This window comes from Cellulosimicrobium sp. PMB13, from assembly GCF_051294865.1.
Taxonomy (GTDB): Bacteria; Actinomycetota; Actinomycetes; order Actinomycetales; family Cellulomonadaceae; genus Cellulosimicrobium.
Genome location: NZ_CP145910.1, coordinates 3364884 through 3389406, shown reverse-complemented (window position 1 = coordinate 3389406; position 24523 = coordinate 3364884). Strand labels below are relative to the sequence as shown.

The following is a 24523-nucleotide window of genomic DNA, read 5'->3' as shown; positions in this document are numbered from 1 at the left end:
CTCGTAGGAGGACCACGGGAAGGACCGGGCCATGTCGACGGAGACAGGACAGGGCGGACGCCGCCGGTCCCCGCGTCGCGTCATCGCCGTGCTGCTGACGGCCGGGGTCGTGTGCGCGGCCGCCGCGTGCAGCTGGGACGGTGAGCAGCCCGCACCGGACCTCGGGACGGTGGCCGACGACGCGACGGCGACCGAGGACGCAACGGCGACGGAAGGCGGCGGGCCCCCGGCGCGGGGCGGAGCCACCGGCGGTTCGCCCGTGAGGATGGGGACCGCCGCGCAGCAGGTCGGCATCGACTTCGCCCAGGTGCGTGCGACGTTCCTCGACGAGATGACGGAGAGCTGCGGCGGGGAGCTGTGCGTGACCGTCGTCTCCGATCCCTCCGACGCCGGGCCCGGGTGCCTCTACGACGGGTCCGACCCGGCATGGCGCGAGGGCCTCACCGTCGAGCGGTGGTCGACCGTCGTCCTCCTGGCCGACTGCAGCGCGACCACGACCGATCCCGGCAGCACGGACACCGACGGCACGGACACCGAGAGCACGGACACCGAGAGCACGGACACCGGCACGACGGATCCTGGCGGCACGAGCACGACGACCGGCACGGGCGGCGACCCGGGCGGCGACCCGGGCGGCGCCGGCGGCGGCGGGGGAGCCGCGACGGGCGACGGGCCGTGACCGAGCGTCCTCCGGCACCGAGCGGTGCTGCCCGCCCGGCCGACGCCCGGCCACCGGAGGACGCCGACCCGAGCACCGACGTGCCGCGTCTCGCGAGGATCGTGACGGAGGTCGTGGCCCCTGCGGGACTGCTCACCGCGCTGCTCTACTTCTTCGGCCGCCAGCGCGCCATGTTCTTCTACCAGTACTTCGGCGTCGACGTCACGTCCCTCCAGCTCACGTCGACGGACTACCTGGTGCTCGCCCAGGACGGCTTCCTCCTCCCGCTCGCCGTCGTGGCGGTCGCCGTCCTGGTCGCGCTCTGGGTGCGGGGCGGCTCGGTCCGGGCGGACGAGCGGCGACCGCACCCGCGCGTGCTCCTCGGCATCGGCGCGGTCGCGGCGGTCCTCATCGGGTTCGGGCTCTTCCAGGCCGTCTGGCCGGGCCGAGGGCTCGCCGACGGCGTCCCGTCCTGGGTCGCGCCGCTCTGCCTCGCGCTCGGCCTCCTGGTCATGGTCGCCGTCGTCCGGAGATGGCGCGACGAGCTCCGACGTACCCGCCCGGAGTGGCGTCCACCGTCCGTCGCCGCACGTCTCACCGAGTGGGCGGCGGTGTTCGTCCTCGTGGCCGTCTCGCTCTTCTGGGCGGTCGCGAACTACTCGGCGGACATCGGCGAGAGCCGCGGCCGTCAGTTCGAGGCCGAGCTCGCCGCGTACCCGGGGGTCGTCGTGCGCAGCACGGCAGACCTGCGGCTCGTCGCGCCCGGCGTGGAACCGCTGGTCTGCGGTCCGGAGGGCACCGCCTTCCGGTACCGGTACGACGGGCTCGTCCTCGTGCAGCAGGCGGGTGGAACGTACTTCCTCGTCCCGCGCGACTGGTCGCGCGCGGCACGGGACTCCGCAGTGCTCGCCGTGCCGGTCATGGACGGGGTGCGCCTGGACTACCTGCCGCCGGACGCGCAGGGCGGGGCGCCGCGGCACGGGCCGGTCGCGCCGGACGGCGGCTGCTGAGAGCCGGGGCTCACGCGCCGTCGGGCGCCTCCGTCACGACGACGCACACCTCGAACCCGTCCCGGGCCCGGCGCAGCAGGTAGCGCACGGCGCTCGACTCCTTCTCGTTCGCGTACTCGTCCCGGTAGCTCCAGCGCACGTGCGCCCACACGAGCGCGTCGCCGACCTCCTCGACGTGCTCCAGGTGCACCGTCGCCGCGACGAGCCCGCGCTCGCGGTAGCCGCGAGCGGCGTCCCGGGCGGCGTCACGCACCGCGTCGGGGTCGGGCACGAGCTCGGACGACGACGCTCCGACGGTGAGCGCCGGGAACGCGTACGCCGACGCGATCGCGTCGAGGTCGCCCGTGCTGACCGCGACCCCGAAGGTGGTGAGGAACGCCTGGACGTCGTCGGCGTCGAAGGACGCGGTGGAAGGCTCCATCTCCCCGTTCTACCGTGCGCTCGCTGACTGCGCCGCGCGGCGGGCGCCTGTCGTGGCCGCCCGTGTCCGCCTGGTGACCATGAGCGTCTTACGTTGTCCCGAGTCGCAAGACGGCCATCCATGTCGACAAAGCCGACCCGTAGCGTCCAGATATGCGGACGGACCGGAGCCCCAGCGCCTGGGCCACACGACGATGTGCGTGTCCTGGCAGCTCCTGACACTGCCGCGGCCCGGCTCCACGCCGTCGACCCGACACCGGTCCTGACCTCGTCCCGTAGGTCGATCCCCTCCCCATCGCCTCCTGCACGGCAGATCCACGCCCCGTCGCAGCAGTGCTGCGCGCGCCCACACCGAAAGGCTGCCCCACGATGACCGTCGTCCCCTCGTCACCACCCACCACGGAGCACGACGAGCCACCACCGGGTGACGGCTCCCTGCGTCTCGGCGTCGACGACAGGTTCGCGGTTCCGCCCCGAGCGACCAGGCGTCGTCGACGACTCACCGATCTCGCCGGACGCGCGGTCGGGCCGGTCCTGGTGCTGGTCCTCTGGGCGGTCGCCACGTCCCTCGCCTGGGTGTCGCCCATCCTGCTGCCCTCGCCGGCGAGCGTGTGGGACGCGGGCGTCGACCTCGTCGCGTCCGGCCAGCTGCAGGAGAACCTCCTCGTCTCGCTCGCCCGTGCGGGGACGGGGCTCGCCATCGGGGTCGCGGTCGGCGGGCTGCTCGCCCTCTTCACCGGGCTGAGCCGGGTCGGTGAGGTCCTCGTCGACTCGAACGTGCAGATGCTCCGGGCGATGCCGATCCTCGCGCTGCAGCCGCTCGTCATCGTGTGGTTCGGCATCGGTGAACCCACCAAGATCCTGCTCGTGGCGCTCGCCGTGACGTTCCCGGTGTACATCAACACGCACGCAGCGATCCGTTCCGTGGACGCGCGGCTCGTCGAGCTCGCGACGACCGTCGGCCTATCGCGGTGGGAGCTCGTGCGGCGGGTCGTGCTGCCCGGGGCGCTCCCCGGGTTCCTCACCGGGCTGCGGTTCGCGACCGCCATCTCGTGGCTCGTGCTCGTCGTCGCCGAGCAGATCAACGCGACCGCGGGGATCGGCTACCTCATGACCCAGGCCCGCACGGTCGCACGGACCGACGTCATCATCGTCGGGCTCGTCGTGTACGCGCTGCTCGGGCTGATCTCCGACACCGTCGTCCGGCTCATCGAGAGGAGGTCCCTGGCATGGGCATCGACGCTGCAGGCGCGTTGAGCTCCGGCGCGCCGACCACCGGCGCCGAGGCACCGGTGGTGGCGACGGCCGGACGCGGACCCGTGGTGGTGGAGACCGCGGGCGTGGCCCGCGCGTTCGACGGCCGAGGCGTGCTGCACGACATCACGCTGCAGATCCGTCGCGGGGAGTTCGTCGCGCTGCTCGGCCGCTCCGGCTCCGGCAAGTCCACCCTGCTGCGCATCCTCGCGCGGCTCGACCAGCAGTATGAGGGCCGCCTCGACGTGCCACGACGCCCCGCCGTCGCGTTCCAGGACTCCCGGCTCCTGCCCTGGGCGCGCGTCCTGCCGAACGTCGTGCTCGGTCTCCGCGGAGCGGCCGCCCGGGAGCGCGGTCGCGAGCTGCTCGCCGACGTCGGACTGGCCGACCACGCGGACGCCTGGCCCAAGACCCTGTCCGGCGGGGAGCAGCAGCGGGCCGCGCTCGCCCGGGCGCTCGCCCGGGACCCTGAGCTGCTGCTCATGGACGAGCCGTTCGGCGCGCTCGACGCGCTGACGCGGATCAAGATGCACCGGCTCCTGCGCGACCTGGTCGCGCGACACTCCCCGGCGGTCCTGCTCGTCACCCACGACGTGGACGAGGCCGTCCTCCTCGCCGACCGCATCATCGTGCTGACCGACGGCCGCCTCTCCCTCGACGAGCAGGTCGACCTGCCCGCCGTCGGCAGACGGTCCCACCCGCGGTTCGCCGAGCTGCGCAGCCGCCTGCTCACCGAGCTCGGCGTCGGCGACGACGACCACTGAGACGACACGACCTCACCGGGACGGCCGCGCGACGCGGCCGCCCACACGACCACCGTCCCCTTCTCCGCGAGAGGTTCATCCACCATGCCCACGAACAGCCCCGGCCGGCCCACGGGCCGCACCCGGTCCCTTGTCGGCGCCGCCACGGCGCTCCTCGCCCTCACGCTCGCCGCGTGCAGCTCCGCGGGGGCCACGGGTAGCCCGTCGGCGAGCGGCGACGACGCCTCCGGCGTGGTCCTCACCGTCGGCGAGCTCGGCGCCGCCCTCACGCAGCAGTCGCTGCTGGAGGCCGCCGGCGAGGCCGACGGTCTCGACTACGAGGTCGAGTACGCGCTGTTCCCCTCCGGGCCGGCGTTCATGGAGGCCGTGCCCTCCGGGGCGGTCGACCTCGCGCTCATGGCCGACACCCCGGCGATCTTCGCCCAAGTGGGCGGGATCCCCGTCAAGGTCGTCGGCGTGCAGCGCTCGGTGGCCGACGGCCGGTCGTTCGTCGAGATCGTGACCGACCCGGGCTCCGGCATCGACGACGTCGCCGACCTCGAGGGCAAGAAGGTCGCGCTCCTGCCCGCGACGATCCTGCAGTACACGGTCGCCCGCGTGCTCGAGGCAGAGGGGCTCGACTACGCGGACATCACCCCCGTCGAGCTGCCGCTCACGGACGCCGTGGCGGCTCTCGCCAAGGGTGACGTCGACGCCGTCGCCTCGCTCGATCCCACGCTCGCCCAGCTCAAGGCCAACGGTGCGGTCACCGTCGGGGACGGCGTCGGCGTCACCTCCGGGTACTCCTACGTCGTCGCCACCGACGCCGCCCTCGCCGACCCCGCCAAGGAGGCGGCCGTCGCCGACTACCTCGGGCGGCTCGGTCGTGCCGAGCAGTGGGCCGTGGAGAACCCGGACGCCTGGGCCGCGACCTACTCCGAGCTCACCGGCCTCCCCGTCGAGATCTCTCGGGCGGTCCGGGAGCGATCAGCCGCCGGCTGGGTCCCGATCGACGACGAGGTGATCGCGACGCAGCAGGAGCAGGCCGACGTCTACACCGAGCTCGGGCTCATCGCCGAGACGCTCGACGTCAGCCTCGAGTTCGACGACCGCTTCAACGACGTCCTCGTCGGAGGTGCCGCATGACCGGCACGGAGCAGCACCCCGCCCAGCACCCCGACGTCCCGGCCGGCGCACGCGGCTACGAGCGCTTCCCCGGTCGCGTCGGCGAGACCGTCCGCGCGTCCACCCGAGCGTGGCCCCGTCCGCGCACCGCTCGCGAGGGCGCACCGAACGTCATCGTCGTCGTCCTCGACGACATGGGCTACTCCGACGTCGCGCCGTTCGGCTCGGAGATCGCCACGCCGACGCTGTCGGCGCTCGCGGACCGCGGGTACCGGCTCACGAACTACCACACGACGCCGGTCTGCTCACCGGCGCGTGCCGCGATCATGACGGGCCTCAACCCGCACCGCGCGGGCTTCGCGTCGGTCGCCAACTCCGACCCCGGGTTCCCGAACCTGCGCCTGGAGATCGACCAGGACGTCGCCACGCTGCCGGAGTCGCTGCGCGCAGCGGGCTACGCGACGTACGCGTTCGGCAAGTGGCACCTGACGCGCGACGCGCTCATGCACGACGGCGCGGACAAGTCCTCGTGGCCGCTGCAGCGCGGGTTCGACCACTTCTACGGCACGCTCGAGGGCGCGAACTCGTTCTTCCACCCGAACCAGCTCGTGCGGGACAACACGCCGGTCGACCTCGAGGACTGGCCGGCGGACTACTACCTGACCGACGACCTCACGGACGACGCGATCGCCCAGCTCGCGACGCTGCGCGCGCAGGAGCCGGACAAGCCGTTCTTCCTGTACTTCGCGCACCACGCGATGCACGGGCCGCTCGGGGCGAAGCCGGGGGACATCGCGGCCCAGCGCGGGCGCTACGCGGCCGGGTGGGACGAGGTCCGGCGGGCACGGCACGCCCGTCAGATCGAGCTGGGGATCTTCCCGCCGCACACCCCGCTGCCGCCGTCGGCCACCGAGCCGGGCTTCGAGGTCCCGGCGTGGGACGATCTCGACCCGCGCACCCAGGACCTGTACGCGCGGTACATGGAGGTCTACGCCGCCATGGTCGCGAACGTCGACGAGAACCTGGGCCGCCTGCTGGGCGTCGTCGACGACCTCGGCGAGCTCGACGACACGGTCGTCGTGTTCACGTCCGACAACGGCGGCACGGCCGAGGGCGGCCCGGAGGGCACGCGGTCGTACTTCTCCCGGTTCGTGCACATCGCGGGCCTGCCGCAGGACTGGGAGAACGACGTCGAGCGCGACCCCGACCTGATCGGTACGCCCCGCACGATGGTCCACTACCCGCGCGGGTGGGGACAGGTGTCCAACACGCCGTTCCGTTTCTACAAGGGTCAGACCCACGCTGGCGGGGTGCGGGTGCCGTTCTTCGTCTCCTGGCCGGCCGGGCTTCCCCGGGCGGCCGACGACGACGGTCTGCGCCGCCAGTACCAGTACGTCACGGACCTGACGCCGACGATCCTGGACCTCGTCGGCGTCGAGCGCCTCGCCGAGCGGAACGGCCTGCCGACCCAGGAGATCGACGGCGTCTCGCTGCGTCCCGTCCTGGCCGACCCGTACGGTCCCTCGACCCACCCGGAGCAGTACGCGGAGTTCGGCGGGTCTCGCGGGTACTACCGCGACGGCTGGAAGCTCGTGTCCCTGCACACGCGCGGGCAGTCGCTCACCGAGCCACGGTGGGAGCTCTACCACGTCGAGGAGGACCCCAACGAGCTCGTCGACCTCTCGGAGAAGGAGCCGGAGCGGGTCGTGGAGCTGGCGGCCGCCTGGCAGGACGCCGCCTGGCGCAACACGGTGTTCCCCCTCGGGGCGTCCTTCGCGCCCGGGCGGCGACCGGCGGAGAAGGTGCTCGAGCGACCGGTCCGGCTGCTTCCGCGGACCCGGCGTCTCGAGCGGTACCGCTCCGCGAAGCTCACGTCGCTGCGCTCGTTCGACGTCGTCGCCGAGGTCGCCGCGGCGGGGGAGGGCATCCTCGTGGCGCACGGCGACCAGGGCGGCGGCTACGCGCTGTACGTCGAGGAAGGGACGCTGCACCTGGCCTACAACGAGTACGGACGCCTCCACGAGGTGCCGCTCGGGTCGTTCACGACGGGCACGGTCGGCGCGTCGTTCACGTGGCTCCCCGACTTCCGCTGGAAGGTCGCCGTGAGCGTGGACGACGCACCCCGCGGCGGCCTCGACGACGTCACGATGCTCGTGGGCATGGCGCCGTTCAGCGGGATCGACGTGGGCGTCAACCGTGGCGGCCCCGTGCACTGGGGGCTGCACGAGCGGCGCGGGTCGTTCCGGTTCACGGGCCGGCTCGTCGCCGTCACGTACGTACCGGGCGAGCGAGCGGCCTACGACCCGGACCGGGTCGCCGAGGTCGAGGAGGACGTCGCCGCGTTCTACGACTGACTCTCCGACCTCGTCGGTCGGCGGTCACGTCGACCGCGCCCGCGCCCGGACCGTCGTCCGGGCGCGGGCGCTCGCGTCCCTGCGTCGGTCACCACGCCTGGGCTATCAGCTCGGCGAACAGCTCGTCCCCGTCGGCGTCGAGACCGCGGGTCACGAACCACGCGCACATCGTCCGGCAGTCGCGCAGCAGGAGCTCGGTGCCGAACGGGTTCGCGACGAGGTCCACGACCTGGGGGAGGTCGATGAGGACGAGCCGGTCGTCGTCGGCCAGCACGTTGTACGGCGACAGGTCGCCGTGCGCGTAGCCGAGCCGGGCCATGACGGCCATCGCGTCGCGCAGCTGGTCCCACCACGTGGCGAGCACGTCGACGTCGGGCCGGGTGCGCGCGAGGCGCGGTGCGGCTTCGTGGGTCTCGCCGTCGCTCGTCCCGACGAACTCCATGAGGATCTCGGTGCCGTCGATCTGGACGGGGTAGGGGACGGGCACGCCCGCGGCCCACAGCTCGCCGAGCGCCGCGAACTCGGCCGCCGCCCACTGACCGGCCGCCACCTGCCGCCCGTAGGACGACTTCCGGTCGAGAGCGCGCCGGTCGCGCGTCCGGCGCACGCTCCGGTCCTCGGTGTACAGGGAGTCGCGACGGAAGGCGCGGTGGTCGAGGTCGCGGTAGCGCTTCGCGGCGAGCAGCGACCGCTGCGCGGGGTCCCCGGGGACGGCGCGCTCGACGAGGAAGACGTCCGCCTCCTTGCCCGTCTTGAGCACGCCGAGCTCGGTGTCGACGGCGGCGTCGGCCGTCACGACCCAGGCAGGGTGAGGTTCCGGGCCGCGCTGGCCCTTCTCGACGGCGTGCCACGTCGACCACCGCTGGTCGGCGTCGAGCGCGGCGTCGAGCACGCCGAGGGTCTCGCCGGCCAGCTCGTCGGCGCCGTCGTGACGTCGCAGGCGCCGCGGCGGGGGAGTGCGCGGGTCGTGCGCGAAGGTCGGGGGCAGGTACGGGTACGGGTCGGACAGGTCGTGCTCGGGCACGGTGGCTCCTTCGGGCGAGGAGCGCGCGGTGTGCCGGCCCGGCGCCGTCGTGGCGCGGGCGGACGACAGCCGCATCAGCGGCGGGCAGCGCTCCCGGGGGTGGTGGACACGCAGGACGGGCTCGTCCAGCTCATGGCGTCCTCCTCTCCTCCGGTGCCCGACGGCGCGGGCGGCTCGGATCCGACCGTCTCACCGGCCGCCGTGGCGGGGCAAGGCCTTTTCCGGTCTCAGAACGCCACTGCCACCGCGGACTCGACCGCCGTGACGAGGCGGTTCCAGGTCCCCAGCGTGTCGAAGCCCATCTGGTCGAGCGCCGACCAGGTGAACCCGACGACGGCGTAGAGCCCGACCGCCGTCGCGAGCAGCCACTCGCGCACGGAGCCGGTGTCGCCGAGGAGCGGGACGGCGAAGCTGCCGCCGGGCCGCCAGACGTCGTCCACGAGGAAGGAGCGACGCACCCAGCGCGGCGAGCGCAGCTTGACGGGCCACAGCAGGGGCGCGCCGTTCGTCGTGAGCACGTCGCCGAGGATGTGCACCGTCACCCCGAGACCGACGGCGACGGGCAGCCAGTTCCACTCCTCGGGGGAGAAGAGCGCGACGAGCGCTGCAACGGTGAGCGACGTGAGCCAGGGCGCGAGCTTGCCGCGGCGCGTGAGCTTGAGGGCCTTGAGAGCGAGCGCGACGAGCAGGACCGCGAGGATGCCGCCGCCGACGTACACCGTCCCGAACGACTCGGTCTCGACCGTCACGAGGCCCGCGGCCCACGCCAGTGCGGTGAACACCGCGATGCCGAGGAACGAGTGCGTGCCCTGCCGGTGGCCTCCGGAGATCGCCTCGACGGCGTCGGAGACCCACTCGCTGACGGGCGGCAGGGAGTGGGCGAACGTCCCGTTGTGGTGGTCGGCGTCCGGCAGCAGGGCGGCGCCCGCACACACGACCGCTCCCGTCATGACGCCCACCGACGACACCGGGTGCAGCCCGAGAGCGAAGGGCGCGGTCGACGTCACGGCGATCCAGGCCGCGGCTCCTGTCGCGGCGTGGTTGGCACCCATCATGGTGAGGCGGTCTCCTCGTCGTCGGCCCGCCGCGTCCGTCGGCGTCGGGAGGTCTGTCCGGAACGTCCGAACCCTACCGGTGGTCGGTGACATCGCTGCTGCGCGAGGGGGGACCGAGAAAAGTGTGCCAAGCGCAGCATCTCGACGCTTCGACCCGCGCGGAGCCACCACCAGGCGCCCGGACGAGGACACCCGTAGCCTCGATCGATGCGCCCTCGCACTCTTTCCGCCGCCGGCCTCGCCACGTTGTTGGGGTCGTCCGGCGTGCTGCACCTCGTTCGCCCACGAGTCTTCGAGCCGCTGATCCCGCACGGACTCGGCTCTCCGAGGGCGTGGGTCGTGGGCAGCGGGGTGGCCGAGCTCGCGTGCGCCGTCGCGCTAGCCCTGCCACCGACGCGCCGACTCGGGGGCGCGGCGAGCGCCGCCCTGCTCGTCGGGGTCTTCCCGGGCAACGTGAAGATGGCCCTCGACTCACGCCGTGGTGCGCGCGCGTGGGCCCGGCGCCCCGCGGTGGCGTGGGGTCGGCTCCCGCTCCAGGTCCCGCTCGTCGCCTGGGCGGTCTCCGTCGCGCGGGACGAGGGTCCGGGCCTCGTCGGGTAGACGGCGGTCCCCGCCGCGAGGCGGGGACCGCGTGCCGGACGGGACCGGCTGGACGGCCCGTCAGGCGCCGGGCTTGAGCAGCACCTTGGTCCAGCCGTCCTCGCGCGCGTCGAAGCGCGCGTAGCCGTCGGGCGCCTCGTCGAGCCCCAGCTCGTGCGACACGATGAACGACGGCCGTGCCCGGCCCGCCACGATGAGGTCGCGCAGCTGGCGGTTGTACCGCATGACCGGTGCCTGGCCGGTGCCCATGTGCTGGCCCTTGGTGAAGAACTGGCCGTAGTCCCACCCAATGCGGCCCTGCTTCGCGTCCTCGTCCTGCGCGCCCGGATCCTGGGGCACGTAGACGCCCACGACGCCGATGCCCCCGGTCGCGCGCACGACCTGCACGAGATTGTCGAGCACGAGCTCGGGGTGCTCCTCGCCGGACGGGTCGTGGGCCTGGTAGCCGACGGCCTCGACGCCGCTGTCGACGCCGCGACCGAGCGTGGCCTCCATGATCTGCTCGACGGGGTCGCCCTGCGAGAAGTCGACGCCCTGGGCGCCGATCGACTCGGCGAGGCGCAGCCGGTCGGGTTCCTTGTCGACGACGAAGACGCGCGCCGCGCCGCGGATCAGCGCGCTGTGCGCCGCCATGAGTCCGACGGGTCCGCCGCCGAAGACCGCGACGTCGTCGCCGGGCGACACCCCGGCGAGCTCGGTGCCGTGCCACCCGGTGGGGAAGATGTCGGAGAGCATCGTGAAGTCGTTCTCGTGGTCCGTGCCCTCGGGGAGCTCGAGCAGGTTGAAGTCCGCGTACGGGACGCGCAGCACCTCGGCCTGGCCGCCGTCGTAGGGGCCCATGTTGGCGTAGCCGTAGGCGGCGCCGTCCATGCCCTCCGTGGGGTTGGTGCGGAGGCAGAACGACGTCCAGCCGGCGATGCAGTTCCGGCACGTGCCGCAGGCGATGTTGAACGGGACCGAGACCCGGTCGCCGACCCGGACCCGGTCGACGGCGTCGCCCACCTCCTCGACGACCCCCATGTTCTCGTGGCCCAGGACCTTGCCCTCCTCGACGGCGGTCCTGCCCTCGTACATGTGCAGGTCGGAACCGCAGATGTTGGTGGTCGTGATCCGGACGAGGGCGTCCGTCGGCTTCTCGATCCTGGCGTCGAGGACCTCGGTGACCTCGACCTGCTTCGGCCCGCGGTAGAGGACTGCGCGCATGGCGACCTCCTGGCTGTCAGGGGTGGGACCCGTGTGCTCGAGCCCGGCCCCGCCATCGTGCGCAGGCAGGAGGGCGCTCGCACGCCCGGCGGCGGCGACCGGGTCGGTGACGGGACCCGGGGTCGACGAATTGCGCTCCCGACATCTTTCCGACCACCTCCAGAAAAGGGGTTGTGCCCCTTGAATTGATGCCGTACGGTAATCCTCGGTCCACTCAGAGCCGGACCTTCGGGTGCGAAGACCGACGCGAGAGGAGCAGCACAGTGCGAGCATTCCACCGGAACGACCCACGCCGTCCCGTGCTGCGGGGCGAGCAGGAGCTCGTCCTGCCGAGCGCGCCGCGACAGTGCCGCTCCACGTATGCCCTCGAGCCCTTTGGCGGCCCCGTCGTCTGACCCTCGCGTCGACACGACGGGCCGCCCCGGAGCATTTTTCCAGGGCGGCTCTTTCGTGCGCCGATCCTTGGTCGGGGTCGCATTCTCGTGACCATTCATCGTCATTCTTGCCGGCGCCGTGCGTGCTCCGTCCGCGCGGCCGTGGTGAATGCACGACGGTGAGCGGAGCGATTCTTCGTGGTCCTTTCATCACGACGTCTGCCCGACGTTAAGGGCACCAGCGCACGTAGCTCAGCGGAAGAGCGCCGGCCCTCGCGGGTCGGGAGTCGAGGGTTCGAGCCCCTCCGCGCGCACCCCGTCCCGTCACCCGGCGGGCACCATGGGAAGAACGACCCGAGGAGGTCATCACCGTGAGCACCGAGGCCCACGCGTTCCCCGTCCCGCTGTCCGGCGCGAAGGCGCCCACCCTCATGTGGGCGCACGAGCACGAGGTCGACAGCGCCGCGCTCCAGCAGCTGCGCAACATCGCCGCGCTGCCGTGGGTCGAGGGCGTGCGCGTGATGCCCGACGTCCACCTCGGCAAGGGAGCGACCGTCGGCTCGGTCATCGCGATGCGCGACGCGGTCTCGCCGAACGCGGTCGGGGTCGACATCGGCTGCGGCATGATCGGTGTCCGGACGTCGCTCACGGTGGAGGACCTGCCCGACGACCTGCACGCCCTCCGCTCACGGATCGAGGCGGCGATCCCCGTCGGGTTCCACGCGCACGACGAGCCGGTCGACGTGCGCCGGCTGCGGTCCATCGCCGGGACCGGTCCGGCCGAGGTCGGTCGAGGCGTCGACGCCTTCTGGTCGCGGTTCTCGGGCCTGCACGGCAAGGTCTCCGACCTGGAGGCCCGGGCCCGTCGTCAGCTCGGAACGCTTGGCTCAGGCAACCACTTTGCTGAACTGTGCTCGGACACCGAGGGTCGCGTCTGGCTCCAGCTGCACTCGGGCTCTCGCAACATCGGCAAGACGCTCGCGGAGCAGCACGTCGCGGTCGCGAAGCGCCTGGAGCACAACCAGGGCCTGGTGGACCGCGAGCTCGCGGTGTTCCTCGGCGGCACGCCCGAGATGGACGCGTACCTCGCCGACCTCTGGTGGGCGCAGGAGTACGCGGCGCGCTCGCGCGCCGTGATGATGACGCTCGTCGTCGACGCGGTCCGGGCGTCGTTCCCCGACCGTGAGGTCACGTTCGAGGAGGCCGTCAACGTCCACCACAACTACGTCGCGGTGGAGCAGGTCGACGGTCGGGACCTCGTCGTCACCCGCAAGGGTGCGATCCGCGCCGGCGCGGGCGACCTGGGGCTCATCCCCGGCTCGATGGGCACCGGCTCGTACATCGTCCGCGGCCTCGGCAACCCGGAGTCGTACTGGTCGGCGTCGCACGGCGCAGGGCGTCGGATGTCGCGGACGAAGGCGAAGAAGACCTTCACGCTCGACGACCTCGCCGCGCAGACGGCCGGCGTGGAGTGCCGCAAGGACGCCGGGGTGCTCGACGAGATCCCGGGCGCGTACAAGGACCTCGACGCGGTCATCGCCGCGCAGTCCGACCTGGTCGAGGTCGTCGCGCGGCTCACCACGCTGCTCTGCGTGAAGGGCTGACGCGGCACGTGCGGACACGGTCGGCGCCGGGGCTCCCGGCGCCGACCGCGTCCGACGTGCCATCGCCTCAGGAGGACACGTCCGCCGTCGTGAACCGGCTCCAGGCCAGGGCGCCGAAGACGGCCGCCCACGCCGCCTGGACGGCGAGCCCCTCGCCGAGCACGCCGAGGTCGATCTCGGCCCGCAGCAGCTCGCCGACGTCGAGCCAGTGGTGGGTGAGGAGCGCACCGTGCACGGCGGACAGCTGCGGGAGGGCATCGAGGACGCCGGACACGATCGCGACGACGACGGTCGCCGCCGTCGCCGCCACCGGGACCTCGGTGAGCGTCGAGAAGAACAGGCCGACCGCGACGAGCCCGGTGAGCGACAGCCCGACGTACGCGACGATGCCCGCGGTGCGCGCCACCCCCTCGGCCGTGGACACGGTGTCGCCCGACAGCAGTGTCACCTCGCCGACGCCGAAGTACGCCGCTCCCGTGACGAGTCCCGAGAGCGCGATCGCGACGACGGCGCACCCTGCGAAGACGAGCACGGCGAGCGCCTTCGCGGCGAGGAGCCTGGTCCGGGGCACGGGGACGAGCAGGAGGTAGCGCAGCGTGCCGGCCTGCGCCTCGCCGGCGACGGCGTCGCCCGCGACGACGCCCACCACCAGCGGCAGCAGCAGGGGCAGGCACGCGACGAGCGCGGTCAGCACGAGGAACAGGCCGTTGCCGGTCACGCGGTCGAGGAACGGCGGTCCCCCCGCACCGACCGCGGTGTCCCGGGTGACGAAGAGCACGGTACCGAGGAGCACGGGGACGAGGGCGAGCCCGACGAGCAGGACGACGTTGCGCCGCCGGCCCAGGACGAGCCGCAGCTCGCTGGTGAGCAGCCGCCCGAACGCGCCGCGGGTCCGGCCGGGCGACGTCTCGGGCTCCGCGCCGGTCTCCACCTCAGCGAGCGACATCGAACCCCTCCCCGGTCAGCTCGACGAACAGGTTCTCCAGGCTCGGCCGTCGGACCTCGAGCCCGACGAGGTCCAGCCCGGAGCCCACCATGGCGGCCGAGATCTTCTCCGGCGCGACCATCCCGAGGCGGGCGGACAGCGCCGTCCCCTCGGTCTGCACGTCGACCAGGCCGAGGTCCCCGAGGAGCCGTGCCGCGCCCTCGACGCACGCGCGCGTGGTGCTGACGACGACCGTCGCCTCCCCGTCGGCGGCGAGCTCCTGGGGCGGTCCCTGGACGAGGAGCCGACCGCGGCTCATGACGCCCACGTGCGTGCACACCTGCTCGACCTCCCCGAGGAGGTGCGACGAGACGAGGACGGTCGTGCCGGCGTCGGCCAGCTCGCGCAGGAGGTGGCGCACCTCGCGCGTGCCCTGCGGGTCCAGCCCGTTCGTCGGCTCGTCGAGGACGAGCAGCTCGCGCGGCCGCAGCAGCGCCGCGGCCAGCCCGAGGCGCTGCTTCATGCCGAGCGAGTATTGGCGGAACGGCTTGCGCGCCGCCGCCGTGAGTCCCACCCGGTCGAGCGCCGCGGCGGCCCGCCGGTCGCGGGTCCGGGGGTCGGCGGTCGCGTCGACGGCGTCGAGCCGGTCGAGGTTGGCTCGCCCGGACAGGTAGGGGTGGAACCCCGGGCCCTCGACGAGCGCGCCCACCCGGGGCAGGACGCGCCGCCCGGCCCCGGGCATCGGCTCCCCGAGGAGGGTGGCCGTCCCCGAGGTGGGTGCGACCAGTCCCAGCACCATGCGCAGCGTCGTCGTCTTCCCGGAGCCGTTCGGTCCGAGGAAGCCGTAGACGGCGCCGCGCGGCACCGCGAGGTCGACCCCGTCCACCGCGACCTGACCCGAGCGGAAGCGCTTGGTCAAGCCGCGGGTCGCCACGGCGAGGTTGCCGGTGCCGGCAGCGCTCGACGGGCTCGTCGGGCTCGTCATGCGAGGTCGCGCAGCACCTCGGGGGGCACGGCCCCGACGAGGACGCGGCCGTCGTCGGTCACCAGCACCGAGAGGAGCGCCGAGGAGAGCAGGCGGCCCTCCGGAACCTCCTCGGTCAGCTGCTCGTAGATCGCGGCGGCGTCGATCTCCGGCAGCCCGGGCGCCGTCCCGTCCTCCCCGACGAGCTCGTCGTACAGGTCCTGGGCGCCGGCGGAGCCGAGGCTCCGCTCGGCCCCCGGCAACGCGGCCACCGACGCCGGGTCTCCGGCGAGCAGGCCGGCGACGTCGACCCCTTCGACCGACACGACCGTCTCCCAGCCGGTGCCGCTCACCGAGACGCCCTCGGGCGCGGCCGTGAGTGCCTCGGGGCCCGACGACGGGTGGTCGGCCGGGTCCGGCAGCGGAACCTCGACCTCGCTCGTGGTGGCCCCCGCCGGAGCGGCGAAGTCGAAGACGGCGTCGTCCGGCGTCGCGAAGGAGACGTCGGTGAAGCCGATCTCCAGGGCGGGCGTCTGCGCGTCCTGCGTGCTCCAGACCTGGACCCGCAGCGGCGTGGAGGTCTCCGCGTCGACCGCGACGAGGACGCGCTCCACGAGGGTGCCGTCGGTGCGCGGAACGAGGCCCAGCTGGTAGGCGTCGCGGCCCGCGACCTCGGTGGCCGAGCCGACCGTGACGTCCGTGGAGAGCCCGGCGTAGGCGACCAGCGCGTCGGCTGCCTCCGCGGGTGTCGGCAGGTCGCCCGCCACGTCGGGTGCGGTGCCTGAGCGGGCGGCCTCGTCGAGCTGCTCGTACGCCGCGAGGTCCTCGGGAGCGACCGTGTAGTGCACGACCTCGTCGTCGCGGCTCGAGTACGTCCAGGCCTCGGCCCCGTCCCGGACGACGGAGAACTCGGACAGGTCACCGAGCAGCGCGGCGCGCGAGCGGTCCTCGCCGTCGGACCACAGGCGCACGGTCGAGCTGCCGCCCAGCAGGTCGAGCGGGCTCGCGCCCTGCAGCTCCTCGAGCGGCAGGTCGGGAAGTCCGAGCCGTGCGGTGTGGACCACGGTGCCCGACAGGGGGACCGGGTCCGCCTCCGCGACCCGCGCCAGCAGCTCGGCGGGCGTGAGCTCGGGAAGGTCGGAGTCGGCGGACGCGATGAGCGCGGGCGCCGCGAACGCGCCGCCGACCACCGCGGCGACCACGACGGGCACCGCCCAGCGGGCGCGGCGCGACGGCCCGCGGGGGGTATCGCGGGCGGGCTCGCTGGGGGACGACGGGAGGGGTTCCGTAACCATGTCGACACCGTCGCACACCGCACCTGTGGCCACGCTGAGAAGGACCCGCCCGCCGCGCGCACGTCGCCGGGCGGGTGGGATGCTGTCGGCGTGCGAGTGCTGGTGGTGGAGGACGAGCGGGGCGTGGCCCGGGCGCTGCGCCGCGGCCTCCTGGCCGAGGGGTTCGCCGTCGACGTCGCGCTCGACGGGCGGCGCGGTCTCGAGCTCGCGGCGTCCGGCGAGTTCGACGCGGTGCTCGTCGACATCATGCTGCCCGGCCTCAACGGGTACGACGTGGTCGCCCGGCTCCGCGAGCTCCGGGTCTGGACGCCCGTGCTCATCCTCAGCGCCAAGGACGGCGAGTACGACATCGCCGACGGCCTCGACCTCGGCGCGGACGACTACCTCACGAAGCCGTTCTCGTTCGTCGAGCTCGTCGCGCGGGTGCGGGCCCTGGTACGGCGGGGCCCGCAGCCGCGACCGGCGGTGCTCACGGTCGGCGACCTGTCCCTGGACCCGGCGACGCGCGTCGTGACCCAGCGCGGCTACGAGGTCGTGACCACGGCGCGCGAGTTCGCGCTCCTCGAGTACTTCATGCGCCGGCCGGGCCAGGTCCTGAGCAAGGGCGAGCTGCGCGACCACGTGTGGGACGCGGCCGGCGACGGGCTCAACGTCGTCGAGGTGTACGTCGGCTACCTGCGACGCAAGTTCGGCCAGGCGGTCATCGAGACCGTGCGCGGCGCCGGGTACCGACTCGTGGTGCCCGCGGCGCCCGCGCCACCCCGTCCCGTCGCGCCGTGACCAGTGCCGGGGACCGGTGACGGCCGTGCGGACCTGGTCGTTGCGCGCCCGGCTCACCACGCTGGCTTCCGTGGTCGTGGCGGCGGCGCTCGCGGTCGGCGCTCTCGCGCTGTCCTCCGTCGTCTCGGGGAGCCGTGTCGCCGCGCTGGACGACATCGCGCGCGACCGCGCGCTCCTCGTCGCCCGGCTCGCGACGAGCGACCAGGTACCGGACGTCCTGCCGGTCTCCGAGCCAGGGGAGGTCGTGCAGCTCCTCGGGCCGACGGGCGACGTGCTCGCGTCCTCGGCGTCGGCGAGCCGGACCTTGCCGATCCTGCCGGCCGGGGAGGTCTCGACGCTGCGTGCCGAGGCCGTCGCCGCGGACGACGTGCGCGTCGTCGGCACGGACCGCAGCGCCTACGACGCCGCGGCGCGGGTCGCGGTGGCGCCCGCGCCGGGGACGGACGGGGCCACCGCGGTCGCGAGCATGCCGCTGCAGGAGGTGGAGGGGGTGGTGCGGGCGCTGCGCGTCTCGCTCGCCGTCGTCGTGCCGCTGCTCACGCTCGTGGCGGCGGCGGTGATCTGGACGGTGCTGGGGCGCGCGCTGTCCCCCGTGGAGGAGCTGCGCCGGGGCGCCGACGCCATCGCCAGGTCGGGGGGACCCGGCGAGCTGCCGGTGCCGCGCGCCGACGACGAGCTCGGGGCGCTCGCCCGCACCCTCAACGCGATGCTCGACAGCCTGCAGGCGGCCGCCGCCCGGCAGCGGTCGTTCGTCGCGGACGCGGCGCACGAGCTGCGTTCCCCCGTGGCGGCGCTGCGGGCGAGCATCGAGGTCGCGAGGCTCCACCCGGCGGCGTACCCCGGCGACGAGCTCGCCGTGGAGCTCGAGGACGAGGTGCTGCGGCTGCAGGCGCTCGTCGACGACCTCCTCGTCCTCGCACGTCTCGGCGCGCTGCCCGTCGTCGACGAGGACGTCGACCTCGGCGCGTTGGCCCGCGAGGTCGTCGCGGTGTCGGGGGAGAGGCAGCCGGGGGAACCCGGTCGTCGTCCCGTGGCGGTGACGGTCGTCGTCGACGGCACGGCCGTCGCGCGGGCCGACCGGGCCGCCGTCGGCCGGATCCTGCGCAACCTGGTCGACAACGCCGTCCGGCACGCCACGTCCCGGGTCCGTGTGACAGCCTCGCCCGCGAGCCTCGTCGTGGACGACGACGGGCCGGGCATCGGCCCGGGCGACCGTGAACGCGTCTTCGAGCGCTTCACCCGGCTCGACGAGGCGCGCGAGCGGGACGCGGGCGGCACCGGTCTCGGGCTGGCGATCGCTCGCGAGACCGCCCGCGAGCACGGTGACGACGTGGTGCTGGGAGACTCGCCGCTCGGTGGTCTGCGCGCCGAGGTGCGGCTCTCCCCGACGTGATCCTCTCGCCGTCCGCGACGCGGACGGCTCAGGCCGGGACGAGCACGGGCTCCGGCGCAGGGTCGGCGTGGGGCTCCGGCAGGCGTGCGGGTCCGGTCTCGTGAGGCGTCACCGGCACGGGTGCAGGTCCGGTCCCGCGAGGGGGCTCGGGCCTGCGCCCCGACGTGCTCAGCCGTCGGTGCAAGGCTCCGGCGCCCACCACGCCGGCCACCACGAGGCCGCCCGCGACCAGCGCGCCGCGTGCCCCCAGGAGCTCCATGAGCAGCCCGAGCAGCGGAGGCCCGGCGAGGCCCCAGGTGGTGCTGGCGGTGCGCCAGACCCCGAGCACGCGACCCCGCAGCTGGGGCGGCGGGTCGGTCTGCAGGACGGTGGTCCCCGCGGTGTCCGAGATCGACTCGACGACGGCCATCGGCCCGACGACGAGCAGGAGGACCGTCAGGGTCGGGGCCAACCCGGCGACGACCTGGAGGAGTGCGCCGGCCGCGGCGAGCAGGGCGACCAGGCGCACCGTCGGGCGCCGGAGCCGTCCGGCGAGCACGGCCCCCAGGATCCCGCCGACGGCCAGCACGGTCGACACCGTGCCGAACTCCTGCGCGCCACCCGCGAGCGCGCCCGTGACGAGGACGGCGAGCGTGAGGGTGTAGTTGCGGCCGAGCACGGCGCTCACGGCCGTGACGACCAGGAGCGCCACGAGTCGTGGTCGGCCGAAGAAGTAGGGCACCGCCCCGCGGCTCTCGTCGCCTGGGCCGGGGCGCACGACCGGGTCCGGGCCGACGACCGGGCCGACGACCGGACCCGCGGTCGGCACGTCCACCTCCTGAGGCGGGGGTGCGGAGGAGCGCCCGGCGTCCGGGTGCAGCACGAGGAACGGCACGACGAGCGCCACGCCGAGCAGGGCCACGCCGTTGGCGACATAGGCGACCGCCGGTCCGGCGAACGCCACGGCGCCGCCCGCGAGCGCGACGCCGACGAGCCGGCCGGCGCTGTGCACCACCGAGCCGATGCCGATGGCGGACGGGACGTCCTCGACCGGGACGAGGTCGTTGCCGAGGAGCGCGGTGGCGGGCCCGTCGACGGTCGCGACGAGGCCGGTGACCGCGGCGAGGACGAGGAGCACGGGCAGGCTGAGCAGGTCGAGCGCGACGAGCCCCGCCGTCGTCAGGGCGACGACGCCGAGCACCGCCTGGCTGAGGGCGGCGGTCAGCTTGCGCGGCCACCGGTCGACGACGGCGCCCCCCGCGACCCCGAGGAGCAGGGCGGGGGCGGCCTGGACGGCGAGGGAGAGGCCGGTGACGGCGGCCGACCCGGTGACCTGCAGGACGAGCAGGTTCTGGACGGTGAGCTGCATCCAGGCGCCCGCGTTCGACACGAGGTTCGCGCCGGACCACCAGCGCATCGACCGGTGCCGCAGCGCGCGCCAGGGGGATCGGTCGGGGGCCGTCGGGGGGAGAGGTCGGTCGAGGGCAGGACGGGAGAGCTTCAGGGCAGGGAGAGGCACAGCACGCATTCAGGAAGAGGGAGGCGCCCGTCAGGACAAGGGGCGCGGGCGTCCGGAGCGGGCACCCGCGCGGACGGTCGAACATTCAAGCAAGCGTCTCGGGAAGCGCTCCACCTCCGGACCCCGATCGTGACCAAGGTCGCAGCGCGCGAGCGCGGGCCGGCGTGCCTACCGTGAGCGGGTCCTGCCGACGGGACGACGGGGGAGGGACTGTGCTGACCGAGGTCGCGGACCGTGTGCACCGGCTGGAGCACGCTTACGTCAACGTCTACCTCGTCGCCGACGACGAGGGCCGGGTCCTCGTGGTGGACACCGGCCTCCCGGCGACGTGGGACCTGCTCGGGCACGCGTTGCGGGAGCTCGGGCACCGCCCGTCCGACGTCGCAGCCGTCGTCCTGACGCACGCCCACTTCGACCACACCGGCTCGGCCGCGAAGGCGCAGACGAGGCTGGACGTGCCGATCTGGCTCCACGAGGACGACTTCGAGATCGCCGCTCACCCGTACCGGTACGCGCACGAGAACGTCCGTGCGCTGTACCCGCTGCGCTACCCGGCAGCCGTGCGCATCCTCGCGTCCATGACGGCGGCGGGTGCCCTCCGCGTCCCCGGTGTGCGGGGGCTGCGGCATACGGAGCCGGGGGCGACGCTCCCCGTGCCGGGCTCGCCTCGCGTCGTCTTCAGTCCAGGCCACACGGCCGGGCATTGCGCGCTGCACCTGCCCGAGCGCGACGTCCTGCTCACGGGCGACGCGCTCGTCACGCTCGACCCCTACACCGGTGCCCGAGGACCGCAGATCATCGCCGGCGCGGCGACGGCCGACAGCGCCCAGGCGCTCGCGTCCCTGGACCGCCTCGTCGAGACCGGTGCGACGACGCTCCTGCCGGGCCACGGGGACCCGTGGACCGAGGGGGTCGAGGCCGCCGTCGAGCGGGCGCGCGCCGTGGGCGCGCACTGAGCGCCTGCCGGTCGAGCGAGCCGTCGGGAGGACGGACGACGGAACGACGAAGCGGGCCCAGGTTTCCCTGGACCCGCTCCGTCGTCGCTGTCTCAACGAGTGTCCGGAGGGGGACTTGAACCCCCACGCCCGATAAAGGGCACTAGCACCTCAAGCTAGCGCGTCTGCCATTCCGCCACCCGGACGAGTGGACCTTCCCGGCGTTTCCGCCGTTCCGGTGCGGGGAAAAACATAGCACGGTTGGCGGGTGGATCCCGCATCGCGTCCACCTCGCCGACCTGCGCCCCGAGAGCTGTCCGCCGGGGCGGGAGGACCTCTCCGGGGCCGGTGCGCCGTACCCGGCGTCGGGGGACGACCTGGGGCACACTGGGCGGATGAGGGCGACGAACGGACGGTGCCACGCGTGACGGACGAGCAGCGGCCTGCGAGCGGTCCCGTGCCCACACCGCGTCCCGGTGCCGGTTCCGAGCGCTCGGCAGCGTCGGTCAAGCACCTCGCGGGGGCGTCGCGCGAGGCGCGCAAGGTGGCGGGAGCGCGTCGCAACCCGTCGGTCGTCGGGTACGACGACACCGTCCCCGCGTGGCTGCGCACGACGGCCGGCTGGTCGTGGCGGCTGCTCATGGTCGTGGCGGCGGTCGCGCTGATCTTCTACGCGACGGCGCAGGTCCAGCTCGTGTTCGTCGCCGTGTTCCTGGCCCTCGTCATCACCTCGGTGCTGCGGCCGGTCACCGACTTCTACGCGCGCGTCATGCCCCGCGGCCTGGCGACTGCCCTCGCCATCCTCTCGGCGGTGCTCTTCATCGCGGGCTTGCTCACCTACATCATCACGTCCGTCGCGGGCCAGTGGCAGAGCCTCGCGGAACAGTTCGACCAGGGCATCAGCCAGATCCTCGACCTCCTCGAGAACGGCCCCCTGCCCGTGACGATCACCTCGGACGACTTCGAGGGATGGATCGAGAACGGCCGCCAGTGGCTCACCGAGCACGGTGGTGACATCGCGAGCCAGGCGGCCGCGAGCGCCGGCTCGGTGTTCGAGGCGTTCGCCGCCGTCGCGCTCGCGATCTTCTGCACGGTCTTCTTCCTCGCGCGCGGCAAGGACCTGTGGACGTGGTTCCTCAACCAGCTCCCGGCGCGCTCGCGCGACAGCTGGAAGATCGCCGGGGGCGCGGGCTGGTACACCTTCTCCGGCTACGCGCGCGGCACCGTCATCATCGCGATCATCGACGGCATCCTCGCGGGGATCCTGCTCGCGATCCTCGGCGTCCCGCTCGCGGCACCGCTCGCGGTGCTCGTGTTCATCGGAGCCTTCATCCCGATCATCGGCGCACCGCTCGCGATGATCATCGCGGCCGTCGTCGCGCTCGCCGCGGAGGGCATCGTCACCGCGCTCATCGTCACGGTCGGCATCGCGCTCATCGGGCAGTTCGAGGGCCACATCCTGCAGCCGCTGATCATGGGCGCCCAGGTCTCGCTGCACCCCGTGGTGGTCGCGCTCGCGGTCACGGCCGGGACGTTGCTCGCCGGGATCCTCGGGGCCGTGGTGTCCGTCCCGCTCGTCGCGGTCGCCTGGGCGGTGTTCTCGAAGCTGCGGCACAAGGACCCGCCGATGGAGGACGAGATCCCCACGGCCAAGGAGATCGCGCTCGCGGACGGCCCGTCGTCGACACCGCCGACCCGCGACGCGGCGGTCTGACCGCGGGGGACGAGCAGGCCGGCACCCGGCCCCGCGTCAGCGCCGGATCGCGGAGACCTCCGCGGCGAGCCGCAGGCTCACGTGGACCCGGTCGCCCGCGCCCTTGCCGAGCCGGTCCCGGACCGCCCGCAGGACGGCGAGCAGGTGCGGGCCGCCGTAGGCGACGAGCGACGCGTGGTACGCGACGTCGTCGACCTCCACCCGGACGGGGACGCGCCCACGCGTGCCGAACAGGTCCGTGGTGTCGAGCGGCACCTCGACGAACAGGCCCGAGGCGGTGCCGGCCGCGGTGAGGACGGCGTCGAACTCCACCTCGCCGGGGTCCGTCCACGTGGGCATGGCCCGACCGTAGCGGACAGGCCGGGTGCGCGGAACCCTCCGCGTGGGGGGCGTGCGCCCGCCGTCGTGCGCGCCGGGGCGAGGCGCGACGACACTGGACCATGAGGATCGGGATACCCACCGAGATCAAGAACCACGAGGACCGCGTCGCGCTCACCCCCGCCGGCGCCCACCACCTCGTGCGGGCCGGGCACGACGTGCTCGTCCAGTCCGGGGCCGGTACCGGCTCCCACCTGCCCGACGACGAGTTCGAGCGCGCGGGCGCGCGCGTCGTCGCCTCCGCCGAGGAGGTGTGGGGCGAGGCGGAGCTCGTGTGCAAGGTCAAGGAGCCGGTCGCGAGCGAGTACGGCCATCTGCGCGAGGACCTGCTGCTGTTCGCCTACCTGCACCTCGCCGCCGACGCCGCGGGCACGCGCGCGCTGCTCGACGCCGGCACGACGTCGATCGCGTACGAGACCGCGCAGGCCCCGGACGGGACCCTGCCCCTCCTCGCGCCGATGAGCGAGGTCGCCGGGCGCATGGCGACCCAGGTGGGGGCGTGGCTCCTGCAGCGCCCGGCCGGCGGGCGCGGCGTCCTGCTGGGAGGCGTGCCCGGGACGCCGCCGGGTCGGGTCGTCGTGCTCGGGGGAGGCACGGCGGGGCGCAACGCCGCCGAGATCGCTGTCGGGATGCGAGCCGAGGTGACCGTCCTCGACCTGTCGCTGCCGGTCCTGCGCGCGCTCGACCTCGAGTTCTCCGGCCACGTGCGGACCGTCGCGTCGAGCCTGTACGCGGTCGAGCGCGCCGTGCTCGAGGCCGACCTCGTGGTCGGGGCCGTGCTCGTCGCCGGTGCCCGCGCGCCACGGCTCGTGAGCGACGACCTCGTCGCCCGGATGCGCCCCGGCGCCGTGCTCGTCGACGTCGCGGTCGACCAGGGCGGGTGCTTCGAGGGGTCGCGGCCCACGACCCACGACGACCCGACGTTCGCCGTGCACGGCACGACGTTCTACTGCGTCGCCAACATGCCCGGCGCCGTGCCGGTCACGAGCACGCAGGCGCTGACGAGCGCGACGCTGCCGTGCCTCGCGGCGCTCGCGGACGGCGGGCTCGACGCCGTCCGCGACGACCCGCTCCTGGCGTCGGGCGCGTCGACGCACCGCGGCGTGCTGCTCAACGAGGCCGTCGCGGCGGCGCACGGGCTCGAGTGGTCGCCCCTCGCGGAGGTGCTCGGGGGCTGAGCACTCGCCGGACGTCCCGGCACGTCGTCGGGCCCGGAA

Annotated in this window: 22 protein-coding genes and 2 tRNA genes; 14 read left to right on the top strand and 10 right to left on the bottom strand. The window is 73.9% G+C overall.

The window, feature by feature from the left end; genetic code table 11:
- Window positions 1-31 precede the first annotated feature (31 nt).
- Both V5D56_RS15245 and V5D56_RS15240 read left to right on the top strand, forming a co-directional pair.
- Window positions 32-679: a hypothetical protein gene (locus V5D56_RS15245; RefSeq protein WP_435736135.1), complete on the top strand. Its 648-nt coding sequence runs from the start codon at window positions 32-34 to the stop codon at window positions 677-679.
- Entirely contained in the window at window positions 676-1668 is a 993-nt protein-coding gene (locus tag V5D56_RS15240) for a hypothetical protein (protein WP_435736134.1), read from the top strand. Before V5D56_RS15245 ends, V5D56_RS15240 begins: the two co-directional genes overlap by 4 nt.
- 10 nt (window positions 1669-1678) lie before the next feature.
- Here the strand turns inward: V5D56_RS15240 and V5D56_RS15235 are convergent, their stop codons facing one another.
- On the bottom strand, window positions 1679-2089 hold the full coding sequence (locus V5D56_RS15235; protein WP_435736133.1) for a DUF6841 family protein: 411 nt from the start codon (window positions 2087-2089) through the stop codon (window positions 1679-1681).
- Between the two features lie 368 nt (window positions 2090-2457).
- On the opposite strand from V5D56_RS15235, the gene V5D56_RS15230 reads away from it, so the two are divergent.
- The 4 genes from V5D56_RS15230 (at window position 2458) to V5D56_RS15215 (ending at window position 7564) form a co-directional block, all read left to right on the top strand.
- Window positions 2458-3345 (top strand): ABC transporter permease, encoded by an 888-nt coding sequence (locus V5D56_RS15230; RefSeq protein WP_435736132.1) that lies wholly within the window; start codon window positions 2458-2460, stop codon window positions 3343-3345.
- The gene (locus V5D56_RS15225; protein ID WP_435736131.1) at window positions 3318-4106 is read left to right on the top strand and encodes an ABC transporter ATP-binding protein; all 789 of its coding nucleotides are present in this window, start codon (window positions 3318-3320) and stop codon (window positions 4104-4106) included. The genes V5D56_RS15230 and V5D56_RS15225 overlap by 28 nt, the downstream gene beginning before the upstream one ends.
- A gap of 84 nt (window positions 4107-4190) precedes the next feature.
- On the top strand, window positions 4191-5231 hold the full coding sequence (locus tag V5D56_RS15220) for an ABC transporter substrate-binding protein (protein ID WP_435736130.1): 1041 nt from the start codon (window positions 4191-4193) through the stop codon (window positions 5229-5231).
- On the top strand, window positions 5228-7564 hold the full coding sequence (locus tag V5D56_RS15215) for an arylsulfatase (RefSeq protein ID WP_435736129.1): 2337 nt from the start codon (window positions 5228-5230) through the stop codon (window positions 7562-7564). Before V5D56_RS15220 ends, V5D56_RS15215 begins: the two co-directional genes overlap by 4 nt.
- Window positions 7565-7652: 88 nt before the next feature.
- On the opposite strand, the gene V5D56_RS15210 is transcribed toward V5D56_RS15215, so the two are convergent.
- Window positions 7653-8477, bottom strand: a complete 825-nt coding sequence (locus V5D56_RS15210; protein WP_435739054.1) for a serine protein kinase RIO — start codon at window positions 8475-8477, stop codon at window positions 7653-7655.
- Between the two features lie 338 nt (window positions 8478-8815).
- Complete coding sequence (locus V5D56_RS15205) at window positions 8816-9643, bottom strand: metal-dependent hydrolase (RefSeq protein WP_435736128.1); 828 nt, start codon at window positions 9641-9643, stop codon at window positions 8816-8818.
- 207 nt (window positions 9644-9850) lie between these two features.
- On the opposite strand from V5D56_RS15205, the gene V5D56_RS15200 reads away from it, so the two are divergent.
- A complete protein-coding gene (locus V5D56_RS15200; RefSeq protein ID WP_435736127.1) occupies window positions 9851-10243 on the top strand; it encodes a DoxX family protein in 393 nt (130 codons plus the stop codon).
- 60 nt (window positions 10244-10303) lie between these two features.
- On the opposite strand, the gene V5D56_RS15195 is transcribed toward V5D56_RS15200, so the two are convergent.
- Window positions 10304-11446 carry a glutathione-independent formaldehyde dehydrogenase gene (locus V5D56_RS15195; RefSeq protein ID WP_435736126.1) on the bottom strand — a complete coding sequence of 381 codons (1143 nt, stop codon included), beginning with the start codon at window positions 11444-11446 and terminating at the stop codon, window positions 10304-10306.
- Window positions 11447-12061: 615 nt separating this feature from the next.
- Here V5D56_RS15195 and V5D56_RS15190 point away from each other — a divergent pair.
- A tRNA-Ala gene (locus tag V5D56_RS15190) sits at window positions 12062-12134 on the top strand.
- A gap of 117 nt (window positions 12135-12251) precedes the next feature.
- A complete protein-coding gene (locus tag V5D56_RS15185) occupies window positions 12252-13424 on the top strand; it encodes an RtcB family protein (protein ID WP_435739053.1) in 1173 nt (390 codons plus the stop codon).
- Window positions 13425-13491: 67 nt separating this feature from the next.
- On the opposite strand, the gene V5D56_RS15180 is transcribed toward V5D56_RS15185, so the two are convergent.
- Genes V5D56_RS15180 through V5D56_RS15170 form a run of 3 tightly spaced genes read right to left on the bottom strand, consistent with a single transcriptional unit; the run spans window position 13492 to window position 16608 of the window.
- On the bottom strand, window positions 13492-14370 hold the full coding sequence (locus V5D56_RS15180; protein ID WP_435736125.1) for an ABC transporter permease: 879 nt from the start codon (window positions 14368-14370) through the stop codon (window positions 13492-13494).
- Window positions 14357-15334: an ATP-binding cassette domain-containing protein gene (locus V5D56_RS15175; RefSeq protein WP_435736124.1), complete on the bottom strand. Its 978-nt coding sequence runs from the start codon at window positions 15332-15334 to the stop codon at window positions 14357-14359. Before V5D56_RS15175 ends, V5D56_RS15180 begins: the two co-directional genes overlap by 14 nt.
- Window positions 15331-16608: a LolA family protein gene (locus tag V5D56_RS15170; protein ID WP_435736123.1), complete on the bottom strand. Its 1278-nt coding sequence runs from the start codon at window positions 16606-16608 to the stop codon at window positions 15331-15333. The genes V5D56_RS15175 and V5D56_RS15170 overlap by 4 nt, the downstream gene beginning before the upstream one ends.
- A 90-nt stretch (window positions 16609-16698) precedes the next feature.
- On the opposite strand from V5D56_RS15170, the gene V5D56_RS15165 reads away from it, so the two are divergent.
- Both V5D56_RS15165 and V5D56_RS15160 read left to right on the top strand, forming a co-directional pair.
- On the top strand, window positions 16699-17388 hold the full coding sequence (locus V5D56_RS15165) for a response regulator transcription factor (protein WP_435736122.1): 690 nt from the start codon (window positions 16699-16701) through the stop codon (window positions 17386-17388).
- 25 nt (window positions 17389-17413) lie between these two features.
- The gene (locus V5D56_RS15160) at window positions 17414-18781 is read left to right on the top strand and encodes an ATP-binding protein (protein ID WP_435736121.1); all 1368 of its coding nucleotides are present in this window, start codon (window positions 17414-17416) and stop codon (window positions 18779-18781) included.
- Window positions 18782-18809: 28 nt separating this feature from the next.
- Here V5D56_RS15160 and V5D56_RS15155 read toward each other — a convergent pair whose 3' ends face one another.
- Window positions 18810-20288, bottom strand: a complete 1479-nt coding sequence (locus tag V5D56_RS15155) for an MFS transporter (protein WP_435736120.1) — start codon at window positions 20286-20288, stop codon at window positions 18810-18812.
- A 203-nt stretch (window positions 20289-20491) separates the two neighbouring features.
- Here V5D56_RS15155 and V5D56_RS15150 point away from each other — a divergent pair, with 203 nt between their 5' ends.
- Window positions 20492-21235 carry an MBL fold metallo-hydrolase gene (locus V5D56_RS15150; RefSeq protein WP_435736119.1) on the top strand — a complete coding sequence of 248 codons (744 nt, stop codon included), beginning with the start codon at window positions 20492-20494 and terminating at the stop codon, window positions 21233-21235.
- Window positions 21236-21335: 100 nt separating this feature from the next.
- Here V5D56_RS15150 and V5D56_RS15145 read toward each other — a convergent pair.
- Window positions 21336-21420 (bottom strand) — tRNA-Leu (locus V5D56_RS15145).
- Window positions 21421-21638: 218 nt separating this feature from the next.
- Here V5D56_RS15145 and V5D56_RS15140 point away from each other — a divergent pair.
- Window positions 21639-22928 (top strand): AI-2E family transporter, encoded by a 1290-nt coding sequence (locus tag V5D56_RS15140; RefSeq protein ID WP_435736118.1) that lies wholly within the window; start codon window positions 21639-21641, stop codon window positions 22926-22928.
- Between the two features lie 36 nt (window positions 22929-22964).
- Here the strand turns inward: V5D56_RS15140 and V5D56_RS15135 are convergent, their stop codons facing one another.
- Window positions 22965-23267, bottom strand: a complete 303-nt coding sequence (locus V5D56_RS15135) for a DUF1905 domain-containing protein (RefSeq protein WP_435736117.1) — start codon at window positions 23265-23267, stop codon at window positions 22965-22967.
- Window positions 23268-23368: 101 nt separating this feature from the next.
- Between V5D56_RS15135 and ald the strand changes: the two genes are divergently transcribed.
- Window positions 23369-24484, top strand: a complete 1116-nt coding sequence (gene ald, locus V5D56_RS15130) for an alanine dehydrogenase (RefSeq protein ID WP_435736116.1) — start codon at window positions 23369-23371, stop codon at window positions 24482-24484.
- The last annotated feature ends 39 nt before the right edge of the window (window positions 24485-24523 follow it).

What these genes read in the sequence shown, in the direction of transcription:
- V5D56_RS15235 (WP_435736133.1), bottom strand. Translation starts at nt 2,089, where the DNA reads ATGGAGCCTTCCACCGCGTCCTTCGACGCCGACGACGTCCAGGCGTTC.
- V5D56_RS15170 (WP_435736123.1), bottom strand. Translation starts at nt 16,608, where the DNA reads ATGGTTACGGAACCCCTCCCGTCGTCCCCCAGCGAGCCCGCCCGCGAT.
- V5D56_RS15200 (WP_435736127.1), top strand. Translation starts at nt 9,851, where the DNA reads ATGCGCCCTCGCACTCTTTCCGCCGCCGGCCTCGCCACGTTGTTGGGG.
- V5D56_RS15175 (WP_435736124.1), bottom strand. Translation starts at nt 15,334, where the DNA reads ATGACGAGCCCGACGAGCCCGTCGAGCGCTGCCGGCACCGGCAACCTC.
- V5D56_RS15230 (WP_435736132.1), top strand. Translation starts at nt 2,458, where the DNA reads ATGACCGTCGTCCCCTCGTCACCACCCACCACGGAGCACGACGAGCCA.
- V5D56_RS15135 (WP_435736117.1), bottom strand. Translation starts at nt 23,267, where the DNA reads ATGCCCACGTGGACGGACCCCGGCGAGGTGGAGTTCGACGCCGTCCTC.
- V5D56_RS15215 (WP_435736129.1), top strand. Translation starts at nt 5,228, where the DNA reads ATGACCGGCACGGAGCAGCACCCCGCCCAGCACCCCGACGTCCCGGCC.
- ald (WP_435736116.1), top strand. Translation starts at nt 23,369, where the DNA reads ATGAGGATCGGGATACCCACCGAGATCAAGAACCACGAGGACCGCGTC.
- V5D56_RS15185 (WP_435739053.1), top strand. Translation starts at nt 12,252, where the DNA reads ATGTGGGCGCACGAGCACGAGGTCGACAGCGCCGCGCTCCAGCAGCTG.
- V5D56_RS15155 (WP_435736120.1), bottom strand. Translation starts at nt 20,288, where the DNA reads ATGCGTGCTGTGCCTCTCCCTGCCCTGAAGCTCTCCCGTCCTGCCCTC.
- V5D56_RS15220 (WP_435736130.1), top strand. Translation starts at nt 4,191, where the DNA reads ATGCCCACGAACAGCCCCGGCCGGCCCACGGGCCGCACCCGGTCCCTT.
- V5D56_RS15225 (WP_435736131.1), top strand. Translation starts at nt 3,318, where the DNA reads ATGGGCATCGACGCTGCAGGCGCGTTGAGCTCCGGCGCGCCGACCACC.
- V5D56_RS15180 (WP_435736125.1), bottom strand. Translation starts at nt 14,370, where the DNA reads ATGTCGCTCGCTGAGGTGGAGACCGGCGCGGAGCCCGAGACGTCGCCC.
- V5D56_RS15245 (WP_435736135.1), top strand. Translation starts at nt 32, where the DNA reads ATGTCGACGGAGACAGGACAGGGCGGACGCCGCCGGTCCCCGCGTCGC.
- V5D56_RS15205 (WP_435736128.1), bottom strand. Translation starts at nt 9,643, where the DNA reads ATGATGGGTGCCAACCACGCCGCGACAGGAGCCGCGGCCTGGATCGCC.
- V5D56_RS15195 (WP_435736126.1), bottom strand. Translation starts at nt 11,446, where the DNA reads ATGCGCGCAGTCCTCTACCGCGGGCCGAAGCAGGTCGAGGTCACCGAG.